Source organism: Pseudomonas sp. PD9R (genome assembly GCF_019200975.1).
Classification (GTDB): domain Bacteria; phylum Pseudomonadota; class Gammaproteobacteria; order Pseudomonadales; family Pseudomonadaceae; genus Aquipseudomonas.
In genome coordinates this window covers 1-20,039 of record NZ_JAHTMR010000035.1, presented here as the reverse complement: position 1 = coordinate 20,039, position 20,039 = coordinate 1, and the positions used below count along the sequence as shown (strand labels likewise).

General features: G+C 61.3%; 15 protein-coding genes. 4 read left to right on the top strand and 11 right to left on the bottom strand.

The window, feature by feature from the left end; translation table 11 throughout:
* Nucleotides 1-1,122: 1,122 nt before the first annotated feature.
* The 5 genes from KUF73_RS31100 to KUF73_RS31080 all read right to left on the bottom strand — a co-directional run bounded on the left by KUF73_RS31100 (nucleotide 1,123) and on the right by KUF73_RS31080 (nucleotide 8,109).
* The gene (locus KUF73_RS31100) at nucleotides 1,123-2,355 is read right to left on the bottom strand and encodes an NADH:flavin oxidoreductase (protein ID WP_218441758.1); all 1,233 of its coding nucleotides are present in this window, start codon (nucleotides 2,353-2,355) and stop codon (nucleotides 1,123-1,125) included.
* Between the two features lie 74 nt (nucleotides 2,356-2,429).
* Nucleotides 2,430-4,076: a DUF1302 domain-containing protein gene (locus tag KUF73_RS31095; protein ID WP_218441757.1), complete on the bottom strand. Its 1,647-nt coding sequence runs from the start codon at nucleotides 4,074-4,076 to the stop codon at nucleotides 2,430-2,432.
* A gap of 94 nt (nucleotides 4,077-4,170) precedes the next feature.
* Nucleotides 4,171-5,787, bottom strand: a complete 1,617-nt coding sequence (locus KUF73_RS31090; protein ID WP_218441756.1) for a FadD3 family acyl-CoA ligase — start codon at nucleotides 5,785-5,787, stop codon at nucleotides 4,171-4,173.
* A 32-nt stretch (nucleotides 5,788-5,819) separates the two neighbouring features.
* Nucleotides 5,820-6,842 carry a ferredoxin--NADP reductase gene (locus tag KUF73_RS31085; RefSeq protein ID WP_218441755.1) on the bottom strand — a complete coding sequence of 341 codons (1,023 nt, stop codon included), beginning with the start codon at nucleotides 6,840-6,842 and terminating at the stop codon, nucleotides 5,820-5,822.
* 79 nt (nucleotides 6,843-6,921) lie between these two features.
* A complete protein-coding gene (locus KUF73_RS31080) occupies nucleotides 6,922-8,109 on the bottom strand; it encodes an acyl-CoA dehydrogenase family protein (RefSeq protein WP_218441754.1) in 1,188 nt (395 codons plus the stop codon).
* A gap of 767 nt (nucleotides 8,110-8,876) precedes the next feature.
* Here KUF73_RS31080 and KUF73_RS31075 point away from each other — a divergent pair.
* From KUF73_RS31075 to dmpG, 4 genes are all read left to right on the top strand, one after another.
* Nucleotides 8,877-9,650 carry a glucose 1-dehydrogenase gene (locus KUF73_RS31075; RefSeq protein WP_218441753.1) on the top strand — a complete coding sequence of 258 codons (774 nt, stop codon included), beginning with the start codon at nucleotides 8,877-8,879 and terminating at the stop codon, nucleotides 9,648-9,650.
* Nucleotides 9,651-9,734: 84 nt separating this feature from the next.
* The gene (locus KUF73_RS31070; protein ID WP_218441752.1) at nucleotides 9,735-10,526 is read left to right on the top strand and encodes a fumarylacetoacetate hydrolase family protein; all 792 of its coding nucleotides are present in this window, start codon (nucleotides 9,735-9,737) and stop codon (nucleotides 10,524-10,526) included.
* Nucleotides 10,527-10,558: 32 nt separating this feature from the next.
* Complete coding sequence (locus KUF73_RS31065; RefSeq protein WP_218441751.1) at nucleotides 10,559-11,485, top strand: acetaldehyde dehydrogenase (acetylating); 927 nt, start codon at nucleotides 10,559-10,561, stop codon at nucleotides 11,483-11,485.
* 10 nt (nucleotides 11,486-11,495) lie between these two features.
* Entirely contained in the window at nucleotides 11,496-12,524 is a 1,029-nt protein-coding gene (dmpG, locus tag KUF73_RS31060; protein WP_218441750.1) for a 4-hydroxy-2-oxovalerate aldolase, read from the top strand.
* Nucleotides 12,525-12,645: 121 nt separating this feature from the next.
* Here dmpG and KUF73_RS31055 read toward each other — a convergent pair whose 3' ends face one another.
* From KUF73_RS31055 to KUF73_RS31030, 6 genes are all read right to left on the bottom strand, one after another.
* Entirely contained in the window at nucleotides 12,646-13,479 is an 834-nt protein-coding gene (locus tag KUF73_RS31055) for an SDR family NAD(P)-dependent oxidoreductase (protein WP_218441749.1), read from the bottom strand.
* Between the two features lie 11 nt (nucleotides 13,480-13,490).
* Nucleotides 13,491-14,258, bottom strand: a complete 768-nt coding sequence (locus KUF73_RS31050; RefSeq protein ID WP_218441748.1) for an SDR family oxidoreductase — start codon at nucleotides 14,256-14,258, stop codon at nucleotides 13,491-13,493.
* A 355-nt stretch (nucleotides 14,259-14,613) separates the two neighbouring features.
* Nucleotides 14,614-15,849, bottom strand: a complete 1,236-nt coding sequence (locus tag KUF73_RS31045; protein ID WP_218441747.1) for a helix-turn-helix transcriptional regulator — start codon at nucleotides 15,847-15,849, stop codon at nucleotides 14,614-14,616.
* Nucleotides 15,850-16,033: 184 nt separating this feature from the next.
* On the bottom strand, nucleotides 16,034-18,457 hold the full coding sequence (locus KUF73_RS31040) for an RND family transporter (RefSeq protein ID WP_218441746.1): 2,424 nt from the start codon (nucleotides 18,455-18,457) through the stop codon (nucleotides 16,034-16,036).
* A 15-nt stretch (nucleotides 18,458-18,472) separates the two neighbouring features.
* Nucleotides 18,473-19,459 carry a YCF48-related protein gene (locus KUF73_RS31035; protein WP_218441745.1) on the bottom strand — a complete coding sequence of 329 codons (987 nt, stop codon included), beginning with the start codon at nucleotides 19,457-19,459 and terminating at the stop codon, nucleotides 18,473-18,475.
* 371 nt (nucleotides 19,460-19,830) lie between these two features.
* A partial coding sequence (locus tag KUF73_RS31030; RefSeq protein WP_218441744.1) for a hypothetical protein occupies nucleotides 19,831-20,039 on the bottom strand: 209 nt, incomplete at its 5' end.

Below are 20,039 nucleotides of genomic sequence, written 5' to 3'. Positions count from 1 at the left end.
CTGTCCAACCTTGCAAATGCGGGCTCTCGCCAAGGACGGGCCCAAGATACCGTTCGAACTATACGAGTGAGTGTGGAGGGTAGGAGCACGATCTACATTGCAGGCAAAAAGCCTAAGGAGCTGCGCGGCTTCCAGGTCCCTCCCTCGATGATCAGTCGAGAACTATCGCTCCTGACGGAGCGATAGTCGAGATACAAGGAGCTGCCGGAGGCTGCGATCTTTTGATGTTGTTTTTGAAGAGGCAAGATCAAAAGATCGCAGCCTTCGGCAGCTCCTACAGGGGAGATTGTCATCAGGCCGAGCGTTAGCCCGCCTTCAACTCTTGAGCTGAGCGCCCCCTCACTTGCGGATACACACAATCCCACTGTAGGAGCTGCCGGAGGCTGCGATCTTTTGATGTTGTTTTTGAAGAGGCAAGATCAAAAGATCGCAGCCTTCGGCAGCTCCTACAGGGGAAATTGGCATCAGGCAGAGCGTTAGCTCGCCTTCAGCTCTTGAGCTGAGCGCCCCATCACTTGCGGATACACACAATCCCACTGTAGGAGCTGCCGAAGGCTGCGATCTTTTGATGTTGTTTTTGAAGAGGCAAGATCAAAAGATCGCAGCCTTCGGCAGCTCCTACAGGGGAAATTGGCATCAGGCCGAGCGTTAGCTCGCCTTCAGCTCTTGAACTGAGCGCCCCTCACTTGCGGATGCACACAATCCCACTGTAGGAGCTGCCGGAGGCTGCGATCTGTTGATGTTGTTTTTGAAGAGCAAGATCAAAAGATCGCAGCCTTCGGCAGCTCCTACAGGGGAAATTGGCATCAGGCCGAGTATTAGCTCGCCTTCAGCTCTTGAGCTGAGCGCCCCCTCACTTGCGGATGCACACAATCCCACTGTAGGAGCTGCCGGAGGCTGCGATCTTTTGATGTTGTTTTTGAAGAGGCAAGATCAAAAGATCGCAGCCTTCGGCAGCTCCTACAGGGGAGATTGTCATCAGGCCGAGTGTTAGCTCGCCTTCAGCTCTTGAACTGAGCGCCCCATCACTTACGGAGCTGCCGTCAGGGCGGAACCCTAAGCCGCCATCACCAAAAAAACGGATATCCCCTCAATCCCACTCCCAACCCCAACCCCAATAAATCAGCGCCCCGCCGCCGGCTGGCGGTTCAACTCGGCATCGCCAGGCTGCCCCAGTACGCAGGAAGTACCGCCAGGGGTGTACATCATCGCCACGCAACGGTTGCAAGCAGTACAAATCGAATCACGGCTGGCGCCACTGGCGAGTTTGTTGACGTAGTCATTTTCGGCCAGCAACACCCGCCCCATGGCAACCAGATCAAAACCCTCCGCCATGACCTGCTCGATACTGGCCAAACTCTTGGCGCCGCCCAGGTAAGCCAAAGGCATCTTCACCGCCGCACGCACCTTGCGCGCATGTTCCAGCAGATACAGCTCACGGAACTCCACGGTCGGCTCCTTACGACGCTGAATGGCCATCGCCAAGGCAATGATTTTGTTCTTCTGCTGCACGCGGTTTTCCTTGGGAAAGGAAGAACCGAACATCGTGGTGATCGATTCAGCGTTCATCCCGGCGCTGAGCACCAGCAAATGCGCGCCCTCTTCTTCCAGCATGCGGGCAATCTTTGCGCCGTCTTCGGCACTGTTTCCGGCGCGCACGCCTTCGGTGATGCTGTATTTGCAAATCACCGCCATCTCATGGCCGACCGCATCCAGCACCGCGCGTAGCACCCGTCGCGGAAAGCGCAGGCGGTTTTCCAGGCTACCGCCGTACTGGTCGCGGCGCTTGTTGTACATCGGCGAAATGAACTGGCTGAGCAAGTAGCCGTGGCCCATGTGAATTTCCACGGCATCGAAACCCGCCTGCCGTGCCAGTCGCGCGCCTTGCGCGAAATCGCGCACCACTTGCTGCATGTCAGCTTCGTTCATCGCTTGCTTGAGGAACATGCCGCTCATCAAACCAATCTTGTTGAAGCCACCGCTCGCCGACAGTGGACGCTTGGTCGAGCGTTCACGAATAAAGGTAAAGCAGCCGCCGTGGGTAATCTGCGCGCTGGCCAGGCCACCGTACTGGTGCACGCCGTCGGTCAGGACCTTGAAATGCGGCAGGCTGGATTGGGTAAGGGTCAACTGATTGGGCAAGGTGCGGCCATCGCTGCTCACCGCGCAATACGCCACGGTGGTCAGGGCGGTGCCGCCAGCGACCAATGCCGAATGCAGCTTGACCAATTGCTTGGAAGGCACACCCTGGGCACTCATGCCCTCGTTGGTCGCGGCCTTGATAAAACGGTTCTTCAGGGTCAGTGGGCCAATCGCGATAGGGCTGAACGGTGATGGGGTCGGACGAGGGTTCATGACAGGCCTCTCTTTATTTTTATCAGGCTACAAAATGAAGGCTGCGTCGCCACGTCGCGACGCAGCCATGATCATCAGAAGGTGTATTTGGCGTTGAGCGACAGATAATCGCGGTCCGCCAACAAACGGCCCTGAGCGACATCCGGTGAGCTCAAGTAGGCGACATAAGTCATGCCGATCTGGAAGTTGCCCAGGTACTTGAAGTCGCCACCCACGGTCAGGCGCTTTTCGTCACGGCCCAGGCCCTGATAGGCGCTGCCGTCGACGTTCTGCGTCCATACCACTTTGGTGCTCAGGTCCAGGCCGTTGGCGATTGACGGGTAGTCCATGTAGGCGCCGACACCCAGCAGGGTCGAGCCCCGTGTCTGGATCTTTGACTCGAATTTGTCGAACGTACCGTCTATGCCAGCTCCACCGCCGGTGATCGTCAGGCTGTCCACCCCGTCAATGTGTTGGTGCACCACTTCGCCCATGAAGGTGGTCTGCTGGGCCAGAAAGCTTGGCCCGAGGATGTAAGAGGCATTGAGGTTGCCTTGCCAGATCTGCCCGGTGGTTGGGGCGCCGTTGTTCAGGTAGACCGAGGCGCCATCGCGGTAACTCAGATCGCCGGCGTATTGCACCGAGTCGCCGACCTTGGAGCTGAAGCTGATACCCGTCAACTTGACGTCTTCGAAGTAGCCCAGCCGATAAGTCGGCGCGCTTCCATCATGACCAATGCTCTTGAGCGACGAGTATTGGGTGTTGCCGGTGAAGTCGAAAAACAGCGAGCCGATGTGCTCGTTGTAGCGGTAATGGAACAGCCCCACTTCGGTGTTTTCGGTGATCCGATAGCGCACACCGAGCCCCCATTGGCCACTGTCCTTGGCATCTTTCTCACCGCCATAACCCACCGCCAAGCCGTTGGGCAGACCGTTCACGGCACCGCTGCCCAAACGAAAGAATTCGGCGCCGGGACCGAACGTATCGCTGCCGAAATAATCGCCCACCGGGTTGAGCTGGGTCTTTTCCCACTCGTACTGGTAGTAGCCCACCAGGGCCAGGTTTTCGTTCAGCGACCACGATCCGGACACTTGCCCTACCGGCAGGTACGAATCCTTGGCCTCGGTGCCGGGCACGTTGAACTTGGTGGCATCCACCGGGGCCTGGCCCTGGCTGATGTTGGGCCAGAACAGACTCTCGCCCCAGGCCACCAGATGCCGGCCGGCCTTGAGCGACAGATACTGAGTCTCGCCGACATCGAAGTTGCCATACACATAGGCGTCGAGCAGACGCGCCGTGTTGCCACTCAAGCGACGTGTTTCGTCGCTGAAGCCATCGTTGTGGCCGAGTTTGTTCACCGTCTCCGGCGAGTCGTTGGCGTTACGCTGGTGGTAGACATCGTCATAGAAATCACTGCCGCGCAGGACCGCTCCGAGATTGTCGTGCTTGAGCTGCAGCTCGCCGAACAGGCTAAGGCGGTTATTGATCAACGAACCGCGCTTGAAGTTGCGTGTACCGTCGTCGTAGTTCGGATCGTTGAGGTATTGATTGGCCTGCTTGGCGGTACGCATGGATGCGGTGTAGTTGACCGTCAGCGACGAATCCAGGGTCGTGTTTTCCCCCAACTCGATGGTCGGCGCGGCGCCGGCCGTGGCACTGGCGACGGTGATGGCCGTCGCCAACAGGCCGCGGCCGCCGATCAGGTTCGCCGAATGGCGCGCAACAGTGTTTCGCGTAAACATGCTCCTCTCCTTTTTTGTTGTTTTTGCTTGTCTCGCCACAGCATGAAAAAAACCTCTGCCGTGCACATCGTCCGTTTGGTGAGATGGGTACTGCTCATGCACGAGCGCTGCTGGCCACCACCGCGCGCAGTTCGTTCTTCGCCACTTTGCTCGACGGATTGAGGGGCAAGGCGCTGAAGAAGCGCACCCGGCGCGGCACCTTGTAATTGGCCATTTGTTCACGGCTCCAGGCGATCAGTTGCGCCTCATCGAGCGCTTCACCATCGCGCAGCACCACGCAGGCACATCCGACCTCGCCCATGCGCTCATCGGCGATGCCGATCACTGCCACCTGGGCAATCGCCGGATGCTTGATCAGCGCTGCTTCTATTTCCGCCGGGTAGCAATTGAAACCGCCGACGATGAACATGTCCTTCAGGCGGTCGGTGATGATCAGGTTGCCCGCCTCATCCAGGCGCCCGACATCGCCGGTGTGCAGCCAGCCTTCGGCATCGATGGCTTCGCGGGTCGCTTCGGGGTTCTGGAAATAGCCCTGCATGACATGGAAACCACGCAGGCAAATCTCACCGGTTTGCCCGGCGCTCAATGTTTGGTTTTCCGGGTCGCGGATACTCACTTCGGTGCCGGCAATCGGCCGCCCGCTGGTGCCGGCGATCACCTGCGCCGAGTCTTGTGGATCGCAGATGGTCGCCAGGCCGCCGCATTCGGTCAGGCCGTAGGCGGTGGTCACCACGGCAAACCCGAGCTCGTTGCGCATGCGTTCAATCAGAATGGGCGGGATGCTCGCCGAACCGGTCACAGCGATGCGCAGGCTCGACAGGTCGGTCTGTTTCAGCAGCGGGTGGGCCAACAGCGACAGGTACAGGGTCGGCGCGCCGGGCAACACGCTGATGCGCTCACGGGCGATGCGCTGGAACACCTGTTCTGCGTCGAACACCGCATGGGGCAGGATGGTCGCCCCGCCGATCAGGCACGTCAGCCAGCCGGCCTTGTAGCCAAAGGCGTGGAAGAACGGATTGACGATCAGATAGCGGTCGTCCGGCACCAGCCCGATGATCTTGACGTACTCGGTGAAGGCCCGCAGGTTCTGGCCATGGCCGCTCATCACACCCTTGGGTTTGCCGGTGGTGCCAGACGTGAACAACAAGTCGCACATGGCCTCGGGGCCGACCGCCAATGCACGGCGAATGGCGCTGTCGGCGTCGATGGTTGCCGCACCGCGCAGGAATTGTGCAAGCGTCAGGTCCCAGGACAGCGCCGGCATATCGCCGTCCAGAATCACCAGGTGTTCGAGACTGGCCGGTCGATGGGGCGCGAGCAGCGTCGGGTAGTCGACATCGAGAAAGCGCTGCTGGACAAACAACAACCGGCAGCCGCTGCGCTCCAGCACATCGGCGGCCTCAAGGCCTTTCATGCGCGTGTTGATCGGCACCAGCACCGCACCGGCGCATTGAATGCCCAGCGCCGCGAGAATCCAGTCAGTGCTGTTCGGTGCCCAGATACCAACCCGGTCACCGGCCTGTATGCCCAGCGCCATCAAGCCCCGGGCAAAACCCATGACGCGCTCGGGCAAATGGGCGTAGTCGATGCGTTGGCCGTTTTCCTCAATGGCAGTGCGTCCGGCAAAGCGTTCTGCACTGCTGAAGACCAGCTGCGCGAGGGTGGCGGGTGCGGCGCTCAAGGGCGCGGCGAGGTTCAGGCTCTGATTCATCGTAGGCTCGGGCTTCGCAGCATTCAGGGGCATCATTCGGGAAAGCGGATACGCAGTTGCGCGCTGGTGGGCACCGACTGACAGGCCAGAATCCAGCCTTCGGCCAGATCACCCGCATCCAGTGCATCGTTGTGCAGCATCTCGACCTCACCGCTTTCCAGCGTGCACATACACGAAGCGCAGCCACCGACACGACAAGCGCTGGGCGGGTTGAGGCCGGCGCGCTCCATGGCGGCCAGTACGGTTTCACCGCTGTCGCAGGCCAGTTGGTGGTCTTCGCCATCCAGGCGCACCGCCAACTGTGCGGCCACTGCCGCCTCGCTGCTGGTCACCGGCTGCAGTTCACCTTCGCCGGGCAGCGAGACGAAACGCTCGACATGCACCCGCCGATCCGGCATGCCCAAACCCTTGAGCGCGTTGACCGCCGCGTCCATGAACGGGCCCGGACCACAAATGAATGCCTGCGCCTCAATAAACGGCCGCGCCAGTTCGGCCAGTTGCCCGACGCTCGGGATGCCTTGTACCGAATCGAGCCAGTGGACGATTTGCAGGCGTTGCGGATGCGCGCTGGCCAAGGCCTTCAGCTCACCCTTGAAAATCACCGACGCCTCATCGCGATTGGCGTAAATCAGCAGCACGCGCCCTGTACCTGCGAGCAGCGCAGAGCGCAGGATCGACAGCACCGGCGTCACGCCACTGCCACCACCGAACAGCAAAAAATCGCCGTCGAGACTGCGCGGCACAAACACCCCGGCCGGTGGCATCACCTCCAGGGTCTGGCCGGCTTGCAACTCGCCACACAGCCAGTTCGAGGCACGTCCCTCGCGCACGCGCTTGATCGTTACCCGCAACGGTTCATCCAGCAACGGTGTGCTGGACAAGGAATAACAACGGGGCAGCCAACCGCCCTCGAAGGGCACTCGCACAGTCAGGAACTGGCCGGATTGATAGCGGAAGCGTTCGCCCAAATGCTCCGGCACGTCGAATACCAGGGAGCGCGCATCGGCGGTCTCCTCGATGACTCGCGCCACGCGCAGGGCAAGATAGTTGTTCATAGGTCAGGTACTCATGACCACCCGCCCGCGTATCACGGGCAGGTGTAAACCCAAGGGTGTCGAAACGAACTCGATAGCCTCAGACGTAGGGGTCGGGGTTGGGCAGGCCCATCAGCACCGCGCCGTAGCTGCGTCCGTAAGCCATGTAGTTGTTGGCGATATGTCCCCGCGCCTGATGCAGGTCACGGAACAGACGCGCCACCGGGTTGGTGTTGTACAAGCCCGAGGCGGCCATGCTGCGCAGCAAATCGTTGACCCGCTCGGCACAGATGTTGGTGACGTAGGCCGACTGGTAGCGGTACAGCAGGCGGGTTTCGGTGTCCGGGTATTCGCCGGCACGGGCCAGGCTCATCAGGTGCTCGTAGTTGCGTTCCAGCACCAGGCGCAGGCCGTCGACGGTGATCATCGCTTCGGCAACAGCGGTTTGCGCCACCGGGTCTTCCGCGGTGCGAGCGCCGTGTTTGCCGATGTGCCTGGCGGAGTTTTCGCGGTACTCATTGATCGCACCTTGTAAGGCGCCGATAGCTGAAGTCGAGACCGCGCGGGAGAACACCTGGGCAAAGGGAATCGCGTAGATCGGGTTGGTGTTGACCAGCCGACCCGGCGTTGCATCGAGGTTGCAGTTATTGGTACGTTGCACGCGATGGGCCGGGACGAATACATCCTCGACCACGATGTCGTGGCTGCCAGTGCCACGCAGGCCCAGTACGTCCCAGTTACGCTCGATCTGATAGTCGCGGCGCGGCAGCAGGAAAGTGCCGTGCTCGGCAGCCAGCTCGCCATCGGGAGGCAGAATGCCGCCCAGAAATACCCATTGGCAGTGCTCGCTGCCGCTGGAGAAACCCCAGCGCCCGCTGATGCGGTAACCGCCTTCGACCACCGTGACTTTGGCCGCCGGCATATAAGTCGAGCAGATCAACGCACTGTGGTCATCCGCCCAGACTTCGCGCTGAGCTTCGATCGGATAACGCGCCAGCTGCCAAGGGTGAACCCCCATCACGCCGTAGATCCAGGCCGTGGACATGCAACCCTCGGCGAGGATGGTCTGGATTTCGAAAAAGGTCCGCGGGTCCACCTCATAGCCACCGAATGCCCGAGGCTGCAATGCCCGCAACAAGCCAGCGGCTTGCAGTTCGACGATGCTCTCGACTGGCACCTTCAAGTCCTTGTCGGCCTGCGCCGTGCGTGCCTTGAGTGCCGGCACCAGGCTGCGCGCCCGCTCAAGCAGATCACGTTCGTCCTGGGTCTTTTCTCGCATGCTGTGCATCACTCAATTCTCCCGATCTCACTGCGCCACTGCGCGAGCTGTGATGGATCATCGGATTGGGCGAGCAATCATTCATCGTCAAAGCGGACTAGGGGTGGGCTGGATCTGTTGCGCGTTTCGTCTGTGTGTATATTCGTTATTTGGGTAACGGCTGCTATTGGTTCCGCTTTTACAGCGGGTCACTTTTGAAGGAGCGGAGCGCCCAGATCAAAAGCAAAACGAGGCGGCCTGACAGCCGACCTGATCTCGAACATGCGCGTTTCCCTGTAGGAGCTGCCGAAGGCTGCGATCTTTTGATCCTGTTTTTTTAGATCAAGATCAAAAGATCGCAGCCTTCGGCAGCTCCTACAGGGGAGATTGGCATCAGGCCGAGCGTTAGCTCGCCTTCAGCTCTTGATCTGAGTGCCCCATCGAGAGGCCGAGCGCAGGTTCTGCGCAGCGGCTAACCCGGCATGGATGCCGGGTTAGCCGCGCACGGCCATGGATGGCCGATCGCGGCGGGCCCACGGAGCAGGACCGGAGCGAGGGCATGCCGAGCCACAGCGAGGCACCGAACGAAAGGGGCAAGAGCCCTTGGTTACTTGGGGCTCTTCCAAGTGACTCGCTGTAAAAGCGAAACCAATAGCGACCGTGACCGCAGAAATGGATATGTACACGCTCCCATCCCACCCGCCCCCAAAACTCGCTAGTCCATTGAGACGATGCCCAACCCAATCCCCGCAGCGATAGTAAACGCATCAACAATCACCCCCACGGAGCAAGGGCCCATGAGTATTTTGCAGCGTTTCCAGATGCACGGCAGCGTCGCCATCGTCACCGGCAGCGGTCGCGGAATCGGTCGGGCAATTGCCCTGGCGTATGCCGAAGCCGGCGCCGACGTAGTGTGCTCGGCGCGCTCGCTGGACGAGGTACAAGCCGTGGCCGAAGAAGTTCGCGCCCTGGGCCGGCGCGCCGTGGCCTTCGCCTGTGACGTCAACGATGCCGGGCAACGCCAGGCACTGGTACGTCACAGCGTTGAACAAATGGGCCGCATCACCCATCTGGTGAACAACGTCGGCGGCGGCGGGCCCAACGATCCACTGGCCATGACACCCGAGCAGTTCTCTGAGGTGCTGACCTTCAACGTCGCCACCAGCTACGCCTTCTGCCAGTTGTGCGTGCCGCTGATGCGCGACGCCGGTGGCGGCAACATCATCAACATCAGTTCGGTGGCGGCGCGCTATGCCCAGCGCCATTTCAGTGCCTATGGCACCGCCAAGGCCGCCCTCAGCCATCTGACCCGCTTGCTGGCCCAAGACTTTGCACCACACATCCGAGTCAACGCCGTTGCCCCCGGCCCGACCCTGACCGAAGCGCTCAACGGCGTGATGCCCGCCGCCATGCGCGAGGTTATGGAAAACAACACCCCGCTCAAATGCCTGGGCACCCCGCAAGACATCGCCGCCGCCGCGCTGTACCTGGCCAGCCCCGCTTCGGCCTGGGTGACCGGCAAGGTTATCGATGTCGATGGCGGTGCCGACTCGTCGGTCTGGCCCGGCTGATCGACTCCTTTGGGCCTGCCCCTGATGATGTTGGGGCGGGCTTTTTTCTTTCCATTCACTTTACGATCCACTGGAGCCCTCGCCATGGACGCTCATTTGATCAACGCGCTCGGTGACGAGCTGTTCAACGCCCTGCGCAGCCGCCAGACCCTGGCCCCCCTGACCCGCCGCTATCCGCAGATCACCCTGGAGCAGGCGTACCGGATTTCCCTGCACTTTCTGCAACGCCGCGAAGCCCTCGGCGAGCGAGTGATCGGCAAGAAAATCGGGGTCACCAGCCGCGCCGTGCAGGAGATGCTCGATGTTCACCAACCGGACTTCGGTTTCCTCACCAACGCCATGCACGTCGAAGATGGCAGTGATGTCAGCCTGGCTCGCTACAACCTGATCCAGCCTCGGGCCGAAGGCGAAATCGCCTTTATCCTCGGCGAAGATTTGCAAGGCCCAGGCATCCGTGCCGAGGACGTATTGGCCGCCACTCAATCGGTGGCGCCGTGCTTCGAAATCGTCGATTCACGGATCGATGACTGGCAGATCCGCATCCAGGACACCGTGGCCGACAACGCTTCCTGTGGGGTATTCGCCCTCGGCAATCAGCGCATCGACCCACGCTCACTGGACCTGGCGGCGGTGCACATGCAACTGCTGAAAAACGGCGAGCCGGCGGGCTCGGGCCTGGGTTCGGCGGTGCAAGGCCACCCTTGTGCGGCAGTGGCCTGGCTGGCCAATACCCTGGGCGAGCTGGGCATTCCATTTCGCCGTGGCGAAATCATTCTCTCCGGAGCCCTGGCGCCGTTGGTGCCTGTGGTCGCCGGCGACCGCATCAGCCTGTCCATGAGCGGGCTCGGCGAAGCCAGTCTGCGCTTCGTTCCCTGATCACCCCTTCCCTCCCTCTGGAGCCAAAGACCATGAGCAAAAAGATCAAATGCGCGCTGATCGGGCCGGGCAACATCGGCACCGACCTGCTGTACAAACTGATGCGCAGCGACGTGCTGGAACCGGTGTGGATGGTGGGCATCGACGCCACCTCCGAAGGCCTGTCGCGGGCTCGCGAGCTGGGCCTGAAAACCACCGCCGAGGGCGTCGACGGCCTGTTGCCGCACGTTCTCGAAGACCAGATCCAGATCGCCTTCGACGCCACTTCGGCCTACGTGCACGCGCAGAACTCGCGCAAGCTCAATGCCCTGGGCGTATTGATGATCGACCTGACACCAGCGGCCATTGGCCCGTATTGCGTACCGCCAGTCAATCTCAAAGCCCAATTGGGCCTGGGCGTGATGAACGTCAACATGGTCACCTGCGGCGGCCAGGCCACCATTCCGCTGGTGGCGGCAGTGTCCAGCGTGCAGCCGGTGGAATACGCAGAAATCATCGCCACCGCCGCGTCCAAGTCGGTCGGCCCCGGCACCCGGAAAAATATCGACGAGTTCACCCGCACCACCTCCAGCGCGGTAGAAAAAGTCGGCGGTGCGAAGAAAGGCAAGGCGATCATTATCATCAACCCCGCCGAGCCACCGCTGATCATGCGCGACACCGTGCATTGCCTGACCGCCAGCGAGCCCGACCAGCCGGCGATCACCGCTGCTCTCGAGGCCATGATCAAGCAGGTGCAGCGTTACGTGCCCGGTTACAAGCTGGTCAACGGCCCGGTGTTCGACGGCAATCGGGTGTCGATCTTCATGGAGGTCGAAGGCCTGGGCGACTACCTGCCCAAGTACGCCGGCAACCTCGACATCATGACCGCCGCTGCGGCGCGCACCGCCGAGATGTTCGCTGAGGAAATCCTCAAGGGCGAGCTTGTGTTGCAAGCCACTGCCCAAACCGCCCACGCATAAGGAGTCGACCATGGATCTTCGCGGCAAAAGCATCACCGTTCACGACATGTGTCTGCGCGACGGCATGCACCCCAAGCGTCACCAGATCAGCCTGCAACAGATGAAAGACATCGCCTGCGGCCTCGACGCGGCTGGCGTGCCGCTGATCGAAGTCACTCACGGTGATGGCCTGGGTGGCAGTTCGGTGAACTACGGTTTCCCGGCCCATACCGACGAGGAGTATCTGTCGGCGGTGATTCCACTGATGAAAAAGGCCAAGGTTTCGGCGCTGCTGCTGCCGGGCATCGGCACGGTCGATCACCTGAAAATGGCCCATGAGTTGGGGGTCAATACCATTCGTGTCGCCACCCATTGCACCGAGGCTGATGTCAGCGAACAGCATATTTCCCACGCTCGCAGCCTGGGCATGGACACCGTCGGTTTCCTGATGATGGCCCACATGAACAGCCCTGAAGGGCTGGTCAAGCAAGGATTGCTGATGGAAAGCTACGGCGCCAATTGCATCTACCTGACTGACTCGGCCGGCTACCTGCTGCCCCACGACGTCAGCGCCCGCGTGGCGGCAATGCGCGCGGCTCTCAAGCCAGAGACCGAGATCGGGTTTCATGGCCACCACAATCTGTCGATGGGCGTGTCCAACTCCATCGCCGCGATTGCCGCCGGGGCCAACCGTATCGACGCCGCTTGCGCGGGGCTCGGTGCCGGTGCCGGCAACACGCCGATGGAAGTGCTGGTGGCGGTGTGCGACCGCATGGGTATCGACACCGGCGTCAGCGTGTTTGGCATCCAGGACGTCGCCGAAGACCTTGTCGTGCCGATCATGGATTTCCCGATCCGCAGCGACCGCGATGCTCTGACCATGGGCTACGCCGGGGTCTACGGCTCGTTTCTTTTGTTCGCCAAGCGTGCCGAGAAAAAATACGGCGTGTCGGCCCGGGAAATCCTCGTAGAAATGGGCCGTCGCGGCATGGTCGGCGGCCAGGAAGACATGATTGAAGACACGGCCATGACCCTCGCCCGCCAGCGACGACAAGCATAAAGCGCCTCCTGCAGGAGCGAGCTTGCTCGCGAAAAACGTCTCGACAACGCGTTCGTGCAGGTAACACGCGTTATCGTTGACGTCCATCGCGAGCAAGCTCGCGCTTACAGGAGTCAATGGGTTAACGCCAGTCGGCGACTATCCCGTGTTCCAGTGCAAACGGCTGTGCAGCGATGGTGCGGCGCTGGAACTTCGGCGCCTGTTCGGTGGTGGCCAGCCATAGCATGACTGCCGCCGGTACATGCGGCGGCGCGCTGCCGGCACGCAATGCGATCAGGCCTTTGTCGCCGATGGTGGCTTTGAGGGCTTCAGTGGTGACCACGCCCGGGTTGAGGGTGTAAGCCCGAACGCCGGCCTCGCCCAGCTCGGTGGTCAGCACCCCGGACAATCTCGACACCGCCGCCTTGCCTGCGCCGTAGGCATAACCCCAGCCGCCCTTGCCCGCCGCCACCGGTGGATCGCTTTCGCCGGCACCGGAAGTGACGTTGATCACCACTCCGTCACCACGCGCCACCATGTGTTCGGTCACCGCCTGAGTCAGCAGGAACGGTGTGAGGATGTAGCCCTTGAACATCCGCTCCAGGGTCTGCGCCTGCAGGTCCATGAAACCGGCGTTAAGGTCATTACCTTGATAGATCGCGTTGTTGATCAGCACGTCGATACGCCCGTATTCGGCCAGCACCGCCTGACACGCGGCCAGGGCCGAGTCGCTGTCGAGCAGGTCCATCGGCACAACGAGAACCCGGCAACCGAGCTCGCGCAACGCCTCGGCGGTGCCGTTGAGGCTGCCGGCCAGCGGCGCCCCACCAGCGTCACGCAGGGCATGTTCATGCTGTTCGCCCTCGTTGACGGTACGGGCGCTGATAGCCAGGTCGAAACCGGCGCGGGCGAATGCCAGCGCTGCCTCGCGGCCAATACCACGGCTGGCGCCGGTGATGAATGCCACCTTGTTCATGCAGTTTCCTTTTAGAAGCGTGGGGCGCGGACCATGGCGTCCATACCGCCATCGACGAACACGACACTGCCATGAACAAACGATGCTTGCGACGATTGCAGGAACGCGACCACGGCAGCGATTTCCGAGGGTTGAGCGGAGCGGCCGACAGGCGCAACGAATTCGCGCGTCGACTTGCCAAAGCGCGCATCGTCCAGCGAAGCCTGGTGCAACGGGGTTTCTACCGCACCCGGTGCCACCACGTTCAACCGCACGCCCTGCTTGCCCCAGCTCACAGCAAGGCTACGGGCATGACGGCTGATCGCGTATTTCGAAGCGGCATAGGCGACATGAGGCTGACCGAGGGTGTTGGCCAACTCCAGCGCCTGGGCCTCGTCGCCTGCGATCATCAGTTCAATCATCGGCTGGCCATCCGGCCCGGAATGAGTGGCCGCCACCGAGCCAATCACCAGCGCCGCCGGTTGTTGGCCCTTGGCCAACGCCCCTTGCAGGCCGTCAAGCAACTGGCTGACGCCAAAGTAGTTGACCGCCAGAATCAGCCCGCAAGCCGGTGCCGTAACGCCCAACCCGGCACAACAGATCAGCCCATCGAGGACGCCACCACTGAGTTCAAGCACTTGCGTGATGGCCGCATCACGGCCCTGAGGGGTGGACAGGTCGGCGATCACTTCGGCGTTGCTGCGATCGATACCGATGACCTGGTGCCCGGCGGCGCGCATGGCAGTGGCTACGGCGGCCCCGATTCCCGAGGCGCTGCCGGTGATGGCGGTAATAGGCATAGTGCTTCTCCATGATAGGTCCACCCAGTATCGACAGGGCGATCACGGAGCGGCATCGTCCGTGCGGACTACGCAGGAAACACGCGATGTGTGAATACCATCGATCCGTAGGAGCGAGGCTTGCCCGCAAACTGGTTGCTGCGGTGTATCAGTCACACCGCGTCATCGTTGTTCGCCGGCAAGCCTGGCTCTTACGGACATTGAATCGAACACGCAATATGTAAACACCACCCATCCGTAGGAGCGAGGCTTGCCCGCGAACCCGGCGCCTCGGTGTATCCGTCACACCGCGTCATCGTTGTTCGCCGGCAAGCCTGGCTCCTACAACGAACCGGGTATCCGTCTCGACTAAGCATCAAGCCTGGCGATACATCGGCTCGGCCAGTTTCGGCGGCGGCACCTTGATTTTCTCGGCCACTTTCAAAGCAAGTTTGGGTTTACCCAAGGCCACCACGCTGTTGAGCAAGATGCGCACCAGTTCGGTCTGGCGTCGCACACCCGTCTTGGAAAAGATCGAGCGCAAGTGCGCCCGTGCGGTGTTACGCCGGATATTCAAGGCCTCGGCGGCTTCCTCCAGGGACAAGCCGTTAGCCAGTTCCATGGCCAGGGCAGTCTCGGCCTTGGTCAGGTTGAACAGCTGCTTGGTCACCACTTCGCTGGCCAGGGATTTGCTCGACGCATCGCGGATGTACACCAACGCCGCCGGCTGGTTTTTTTCCTCGGCCCAATCCAGGGACGGGATTGATTCCACCACCACCCCGAGGCTGACAAGCCCGGAGGGACGGGTCACCGACATGGCCTCGGCGCTCTTCGGGGCATCCGGGGAGAACGCGCCACGGATCAAACGTTGCAGCTCGCGATTGTCGCTTGGATACGTCGCCTCCAGCCGCCCACCCACCAGTTTCAGGCCATCGGAACGGGCGAGGATTTCCTGGGCCACCGGGTTGATCTGCAGCACGCTGCCGCTCTCATCGAGCACCAGGGTTGCCACCGACAAGCGGCTGATCGCCTGGGAGTACAACTCGCTCAGCGACTCGCTGCGGTCCAGCAGGTTGTGCAGCTGCAAGGCCCGACGCAGGTGCGGCAGGAACATGTTGCACAGTGCCCGATCGTCAGCGGAAAAGTTGGGGGAGCGCTTGGGACGAGTGATACGAAAGCGCAGCTTGCCACCGTCCGGTGTTGAAATGTCGGCGCCCATCACGTGATAAACGTCGTTGGGACCGCAGAACGCTTTGAAGTAAGCGCTGTGCTCCCACTCCGTAGAACTCATGACGTCATCGACGGTGAACACGCGGTCCAGCGGCTGGTTGACGAACGGCGTGTTGGTCTGCGGATAGGTCATGTAGGAGACTTCACCGGCGCCTTCGATATCGCCGACGATAATCATCAGCCCCGTGTCGGGTTGGTCCGGCACCCGCAAGATCAGGGTGACGTAGTTGGCATCGTAGATTTTGAGGAAGCTTTTGAGCGACTTGGCCATCAATTTCGGATCAAGGGCGCCTTCGTAGACTTCGCCCACCAACTCGCTGTAACGCGTGAGGTCCAGGCCAAGGTTTGCCAGGGCTTCATGGGTCAAGACAACATCTTGCATAGTCTTCTCCTAGCTCGGGTAAGGACGGCGCCCTTCCCTTGTTATTTTTATAATTTCGGCTGGGGGGAACTCAGGGTTCCCCCTCTTGACTGCGACTTGCCTGCGGTGCCCCTGTAACGGGGACGCGCCTCAGTTTCTCTATCGCCTGCGCACTCCACAATAGGCACGACAGGTTTATTTCTGGCTACTGCGAGTCACGCGCCGCCGGGCTGTTCTTCAGCCGAAACTGGCCTTGCGGTGCCACGGTCTGGCGCACCCGTTCGGTGACCAATGGCCGTCCTCGATTGAACCAGGCCGCCAGCGCCGGCAGCAGGAAAATCGCTCCCAGCACGTTGACCAGGAACATGAACGACAACAACACGCCCATGTCAGCCTGGAACTTCAGCGGTGCAAACGCCCAGGTGCATACCCCAATGGACATGGTCACGGCAGTGAATACCGCCGCCGTGCCGCGTTGGCACATGGCCTCGTAGAAAGCTTCGCGCAGGTTGGCACCGCGCAGCATTTCATGCTGGATGCGTTCGTACAGATAAATGCCGTAGTCCACGCCCACCCCCACGCCCAGCGCCATCACCGGCAAGGTGGCGACCTTCAGGCCGATCCCGAGCAGGGTCATCAATGCGTTGCACAGGATCGCGACAATCGCCAGCGGCACCAGAATGCACAGCACCGCGCGGATCGACAAGAAGGTCAGCCAGCAAAACAATGCCACTGATCCGAATAGCGCCCCCAGCATGATGACTTCGGCGCGCTTGACCGCCTCGTTGGAGGCTGCCATCACGCCGACGTTGCCACCGGCCAGGAGGAATTCGACTTGCGGCGTGCTGACCTCGGTAATGATCCGCTTGGCTTCAGTGATCGCATGGCTGACGGTGCTGCCTTCGTGGTCGGCCAGGAACACCAGGATCTGCATTTGCTGGCAGCCGTCGGTGACCAGTCCGTCATCCGGCACATAGGCTCGCGCGCCCTGGCTCAGGCCACGGGGCGAACCTGGAATGGCCGCCCAGCGCGGATTGCCTTCATTGTTGCCGGCGATCACTCGCTTGCCCATGTCCGCCACGCTCTGGATCGACTGCACGCCGGACACCGTGCGCATGCGGAAATCAAACGCTTCCACCGCACGCATCACGGCAGGCGACAGGCAACCTTCGTCGACGCCCTTGACCTGGACGAACACCGACATCACGTCGAGCCCGATCGAGTAGCTGCCGATGATCTTGCCGTTGTCCTGGTTGTAGCGCGAATCGGCTCGCAGCTCCGGTGCGCCCGCGCCGATGTCACCCACTGCCAGGTCGCGAGCCTTGTAGGCACCGGCCAACAGCAGCAACAGGCTGACGACAAACACCCCGAGCGCCGGCCCGGGTTCGGCCAGCGCCGACAGCCGCCACCAGAGACGATGCTTGCCCGTCGGCCGGGATTGCGCCCGACGCAATAACGCAGGTTCCAGGCGCAGGTAGGAAATGATGATCGGCAGCATCAGTTTGTTGGTGATGATCATCAGCATCACGCCGATGCAGGCGGTCACGCCCAGTTCATGGACGATAGGAATGTCGATCAGCATGATCACCGCAAACCCCAAGGCGTTCATCAACAAAGCCAGGGAGCCGGGGATGAAAATCTTGCAGAACGCCGAGCGCGCCGCTTCCTTCGATGTGCTGCCAGCCAGCACGTCCTGCTTCCAGGCGTTGGTCATCTGCACCGCATGGGACACGCCGATGGAGAAGATCAGGAACGGCACCAGGATCGACATCGGATCAATGCCCAACCCCATCAACGGCAGCAGGCCCAGCAGCCAGACCACTGGCAGTAACGCTACCAGCAGCGCCACCACAGTCAGGCGCAGGGAACGCGAATACAGCCACAGCAGCAACCCGGTAATCAAGAAGGCCACGACAAAGAAGCCGATCACCGTGTTCAGCCCTTCAACCACATCGCCCACCAGTTTGGCGAAGCCGACGATGTTGACCTCGATATCGGGGCTGTTGTACTTGGCGCGGATTTCTTCCAGGCGCTTGGCGATGTCGACATAGGACACTGGCTGGCCGGTCTTGGGGTCGGAGTCCTGCAGATCGGCGCGGACCATGGCCGACTTCAAATCGTTGGCCACCAGACGGCCGACTTGCCCGGAAGCCGCCGTGTTGCTGCGCACCTGCGCCAGATCCTCGGGGGTGCCGCTGAAGCGCGGTGGCACCACCACGTCGCCAAAGAACCCTTCCTCGGTAATTTCGATGTAGCGCACGTTGGCGGTAAACAACGACGTCACGCTGGGGCGGCTGACCCCGGAGATAAAAAACACATCGTCGGTGACTTTACGCAGGGTCTCGAGGTACTCGGCGTTATAGATGTCACCCTCGCCTTTCCAGCGCACGCTGACCAGGAAACGGTTGGCGCCGGTGAAGTAGCGGCTGAACTTGAGAAAATTGATCATGTACTCATGACGCACCGGGATCTGTTTGTTGAACCCCGGATCCAGTTGCGTGTGGGTGGCGCTGTAGCCCAAGCCCAGCGTCACCAGCACGAACAGCAATAGCAGTCCTTTGCGCCAGGCCATCAGATGGTCCGCACACGTTTCGACGCAGCGCGTCACCCAATGTTTGCCTTGATTCATTGCCTGCCTCTCAATTTACCGGGTGGCCTGTGTGGCCACTAGGGCAGCGACGCTGCCGCTTGAACCCTGCAATACTCCGCGCTCGCCACCTACCAGCAGGCGCGAGCCAATCATCGTTGCCGAGGTCAATGTGCCGAGCCCGGCCAGACGGCCGACGCCGACCAGTGCACCCTGTGCATCCAGACGCACCACCGAGCTGCCAGCACCGACGATCACCAGGCCCGAGTGATCGGGCAGCAATACATGGCCGTACAGCGGCAACTGGTTACCGACGTTGATCTGCGCCCAGCTGTCGCCGAAGTCGTGGCTGACGAATACATGCCCGCGCATGCCGTAAGTCACCCAGTCGCTGGCACTCAGACGCACGATGCCGAACAGCGAGCCGCTGTAGAACGCCGGCAAGGTCTGCCAGCTCTGGCCCGCATCGGCCGTGCGCAACACCAGGCCTTGCTCGCCCACCAGCATGCGTCGACCATCGCTGCCGCCGGCCATGCTGTTGAGGTGCGCGCTGTCGATGTCCAGGGACTGCGCCTTCCAGGTCTGCCCGGCGTCAAGGGATTGATAGAACTTGCCGAAGCTGCCGAATGCCATGACGTTATTGCCATCGCTGGACCAGATGCCCAGCAACGGTTCGCCCAGTTCGCTGTCGTAGCGTATTTCCTGCCAGCTGCTGCCTGAGTCCGCCGAACGCAGGATCCAGCCGTCATGCCCAACGGCCAGCAAGTGCTGGTCGTCGAGTGCCGCCACGGCGGTGAGAGTGGCGTTGCGTTGCGTTGCGACGCTGGCTGGCTGCCAACTGACGCCCTGGTCATCGCTGAGCAGGATGCTGCCACGCTCGCCCACGGCTACCACGCGCGCGCCCAGATTGAGCAGACCGTTGATCTGCACCCGGTCCGGACGCGTGGCCAGCAGTTCCTCTTGCGGAGGCGATTTTGGGGAAAAGGTGTAGCCGATGGTCACGGCGACTATCAGGCAAACCAGGTAGCCGATCACAGAGCGCATGAGGAACACTCCTGTTCGGGACACGCGTGCATAGGGCAAGTCATAGGGCCAATCCTCTTGTTCTTGTCAGGCGCCGAGGCATGCGAGGCAATCGAATCGGGCGTTGCCTCTGGGGGGATAGTCGGCGCAAGGCCTGGGTGGCACATCGTCCAAATGGCTTATGCAATGGCGCAAATGACGTGGAGGTTGGGATTGGAGGCTGGGGTTGGGGTTGGGGTTGGGTACATATCCGTTACTGCGGTAACGGCTTCTATTGGTTTCGCCCTAACGGCGGGTCACTTTTGAAAAAGCGGAGCGCCGCCTGGCCCAAAAGTAACCAAAAGGCTCCTGCCCCTGTCGCTCGGCCAGCGTGGTTTAACGGGGTGCCCAGATCAAAAGCAACGCGAGACGGCCTGATAGCCGACCTGATCATGATGAGAATGCATTTCCCCTGTAGGAGCTGCCGAAGGCTGCGATCTTTTGATCTTGATCTTAAAAATCAGGATCAAAAGATCGCAGCCTTCGGCAGCTCCTWSWRKSKCGACTATCGCTCCGTCAGGAGCGATAGTTCTCGACTGATCATCGAGGGAGGGACCTGGAA

What these genes read in the sequence shown, in the direction of transcription:
- KUF73_RS31100 (WP_218441758.1), bottom strand. Translation starts at nt 2,355, where the DNA reads ATGAACCCTCGTCCGACCCCATCACCGTTCAGCCCTATCGCGATTGGC.
- KUF73_RS31095 (WP_218441757.1), bottom strand. Translation starts at nt 4,076, where the DNA reads ATGTTTACGCGAAACACTGTTGCGCGCCATTCGGCGAACCTGATCGGC.
- KUF73_RS31090 (WP_218441756.1), bottom strand. Translation starts at nt 5,787, where the DNA reads ATGAATCAGAGCCTGAACCTCGCCGCGCCCTTGAGCGCCGCACCCGCC.
- KUF73_RS31085 (WP_218441755.1), bottom strand. Translation starts at nt 6,842, where the DNA reads ATGAACAACTATCTTGCCCTGCGCGTGGCGCGAGTCATCGAGGAGACC.
- KUF73_RS31080 (WP_218441754.1), bottom strand. Translation starts at nt 8,109, where the DNA reads ATGCACAGCATGCGAGAAAAGACCCAGGACGAACGTGATCTGCTTGAG.
- KUF73_RS31075 (WP_218441753.1), top strand. Translation starts at nt 8,877, where the DNA reads ATGAGTATTTTGCAGCGTTTCCAGATGCACGGCAGCGTCGCCATCGTC.
- KUF73_RS31070 (WP_218441752.1), top strand. Translation starts at nt 9,735, where the DNA reads ATGGACGCTCATTTGATCAACGCGCTCGGTGACGAGCTGTTCAACGCC.
- KUF73_RS31065 (WP_218441751.1), top strand. Translation starts at nt 10,559, where the DNA reads ATGAGCAAAAAGATCAAATGCGCGCTGATCGGGCCGGGCAACATCGGC.
- dmpG (WP_218441750.1), top strand. Translation starts at nt 11,496, where the DNA reads ATGGATCTTCGCGGCAAAAGCATCACCGTTCACGACATGTGTCTGCGC.
- KUF73_RS31055 (WP_218441749.1), bottom strand. Translation starts at nt 13,479, where the DNA reads ATGAACAAGGTGGCATTCATCACCGGCGCCAGCCGTGGTATTGGCCGC.
- KUF73_RS31050 (WP_218441748.1), bottom strand. Translation starts at nt 14,258, where the DNA reads ATGCCTATTACCGCCATCACCGGCAGCGCCTCGGGAATCGGGGCCGCC.
- KUF73_RS31045 (WP_218441747.1), bottom strand. Translation starts at nt 15,849, where the DNA reads ATGCAAGATGTTGTCTTGACCCATGAAGCCCTGGCAAACCTTGGCCTG.
- KUF73_RS31040 (WP_218441746.1), bottom strand. Translation starts at nt 18,457, where the DNA reads ATGAATCAAGGCAAACATTGGGTGACGCGCTGCGTCGAAACGTGTGCG.
- KUF73_RS31035 (WP_218441745.1), bottom strand. Translation starts at nt 19,459, where the DNA reads ATGCGCTCTGTGATCGGCTACCTGGTTTGCCTGATAGTCGCCGTGACC.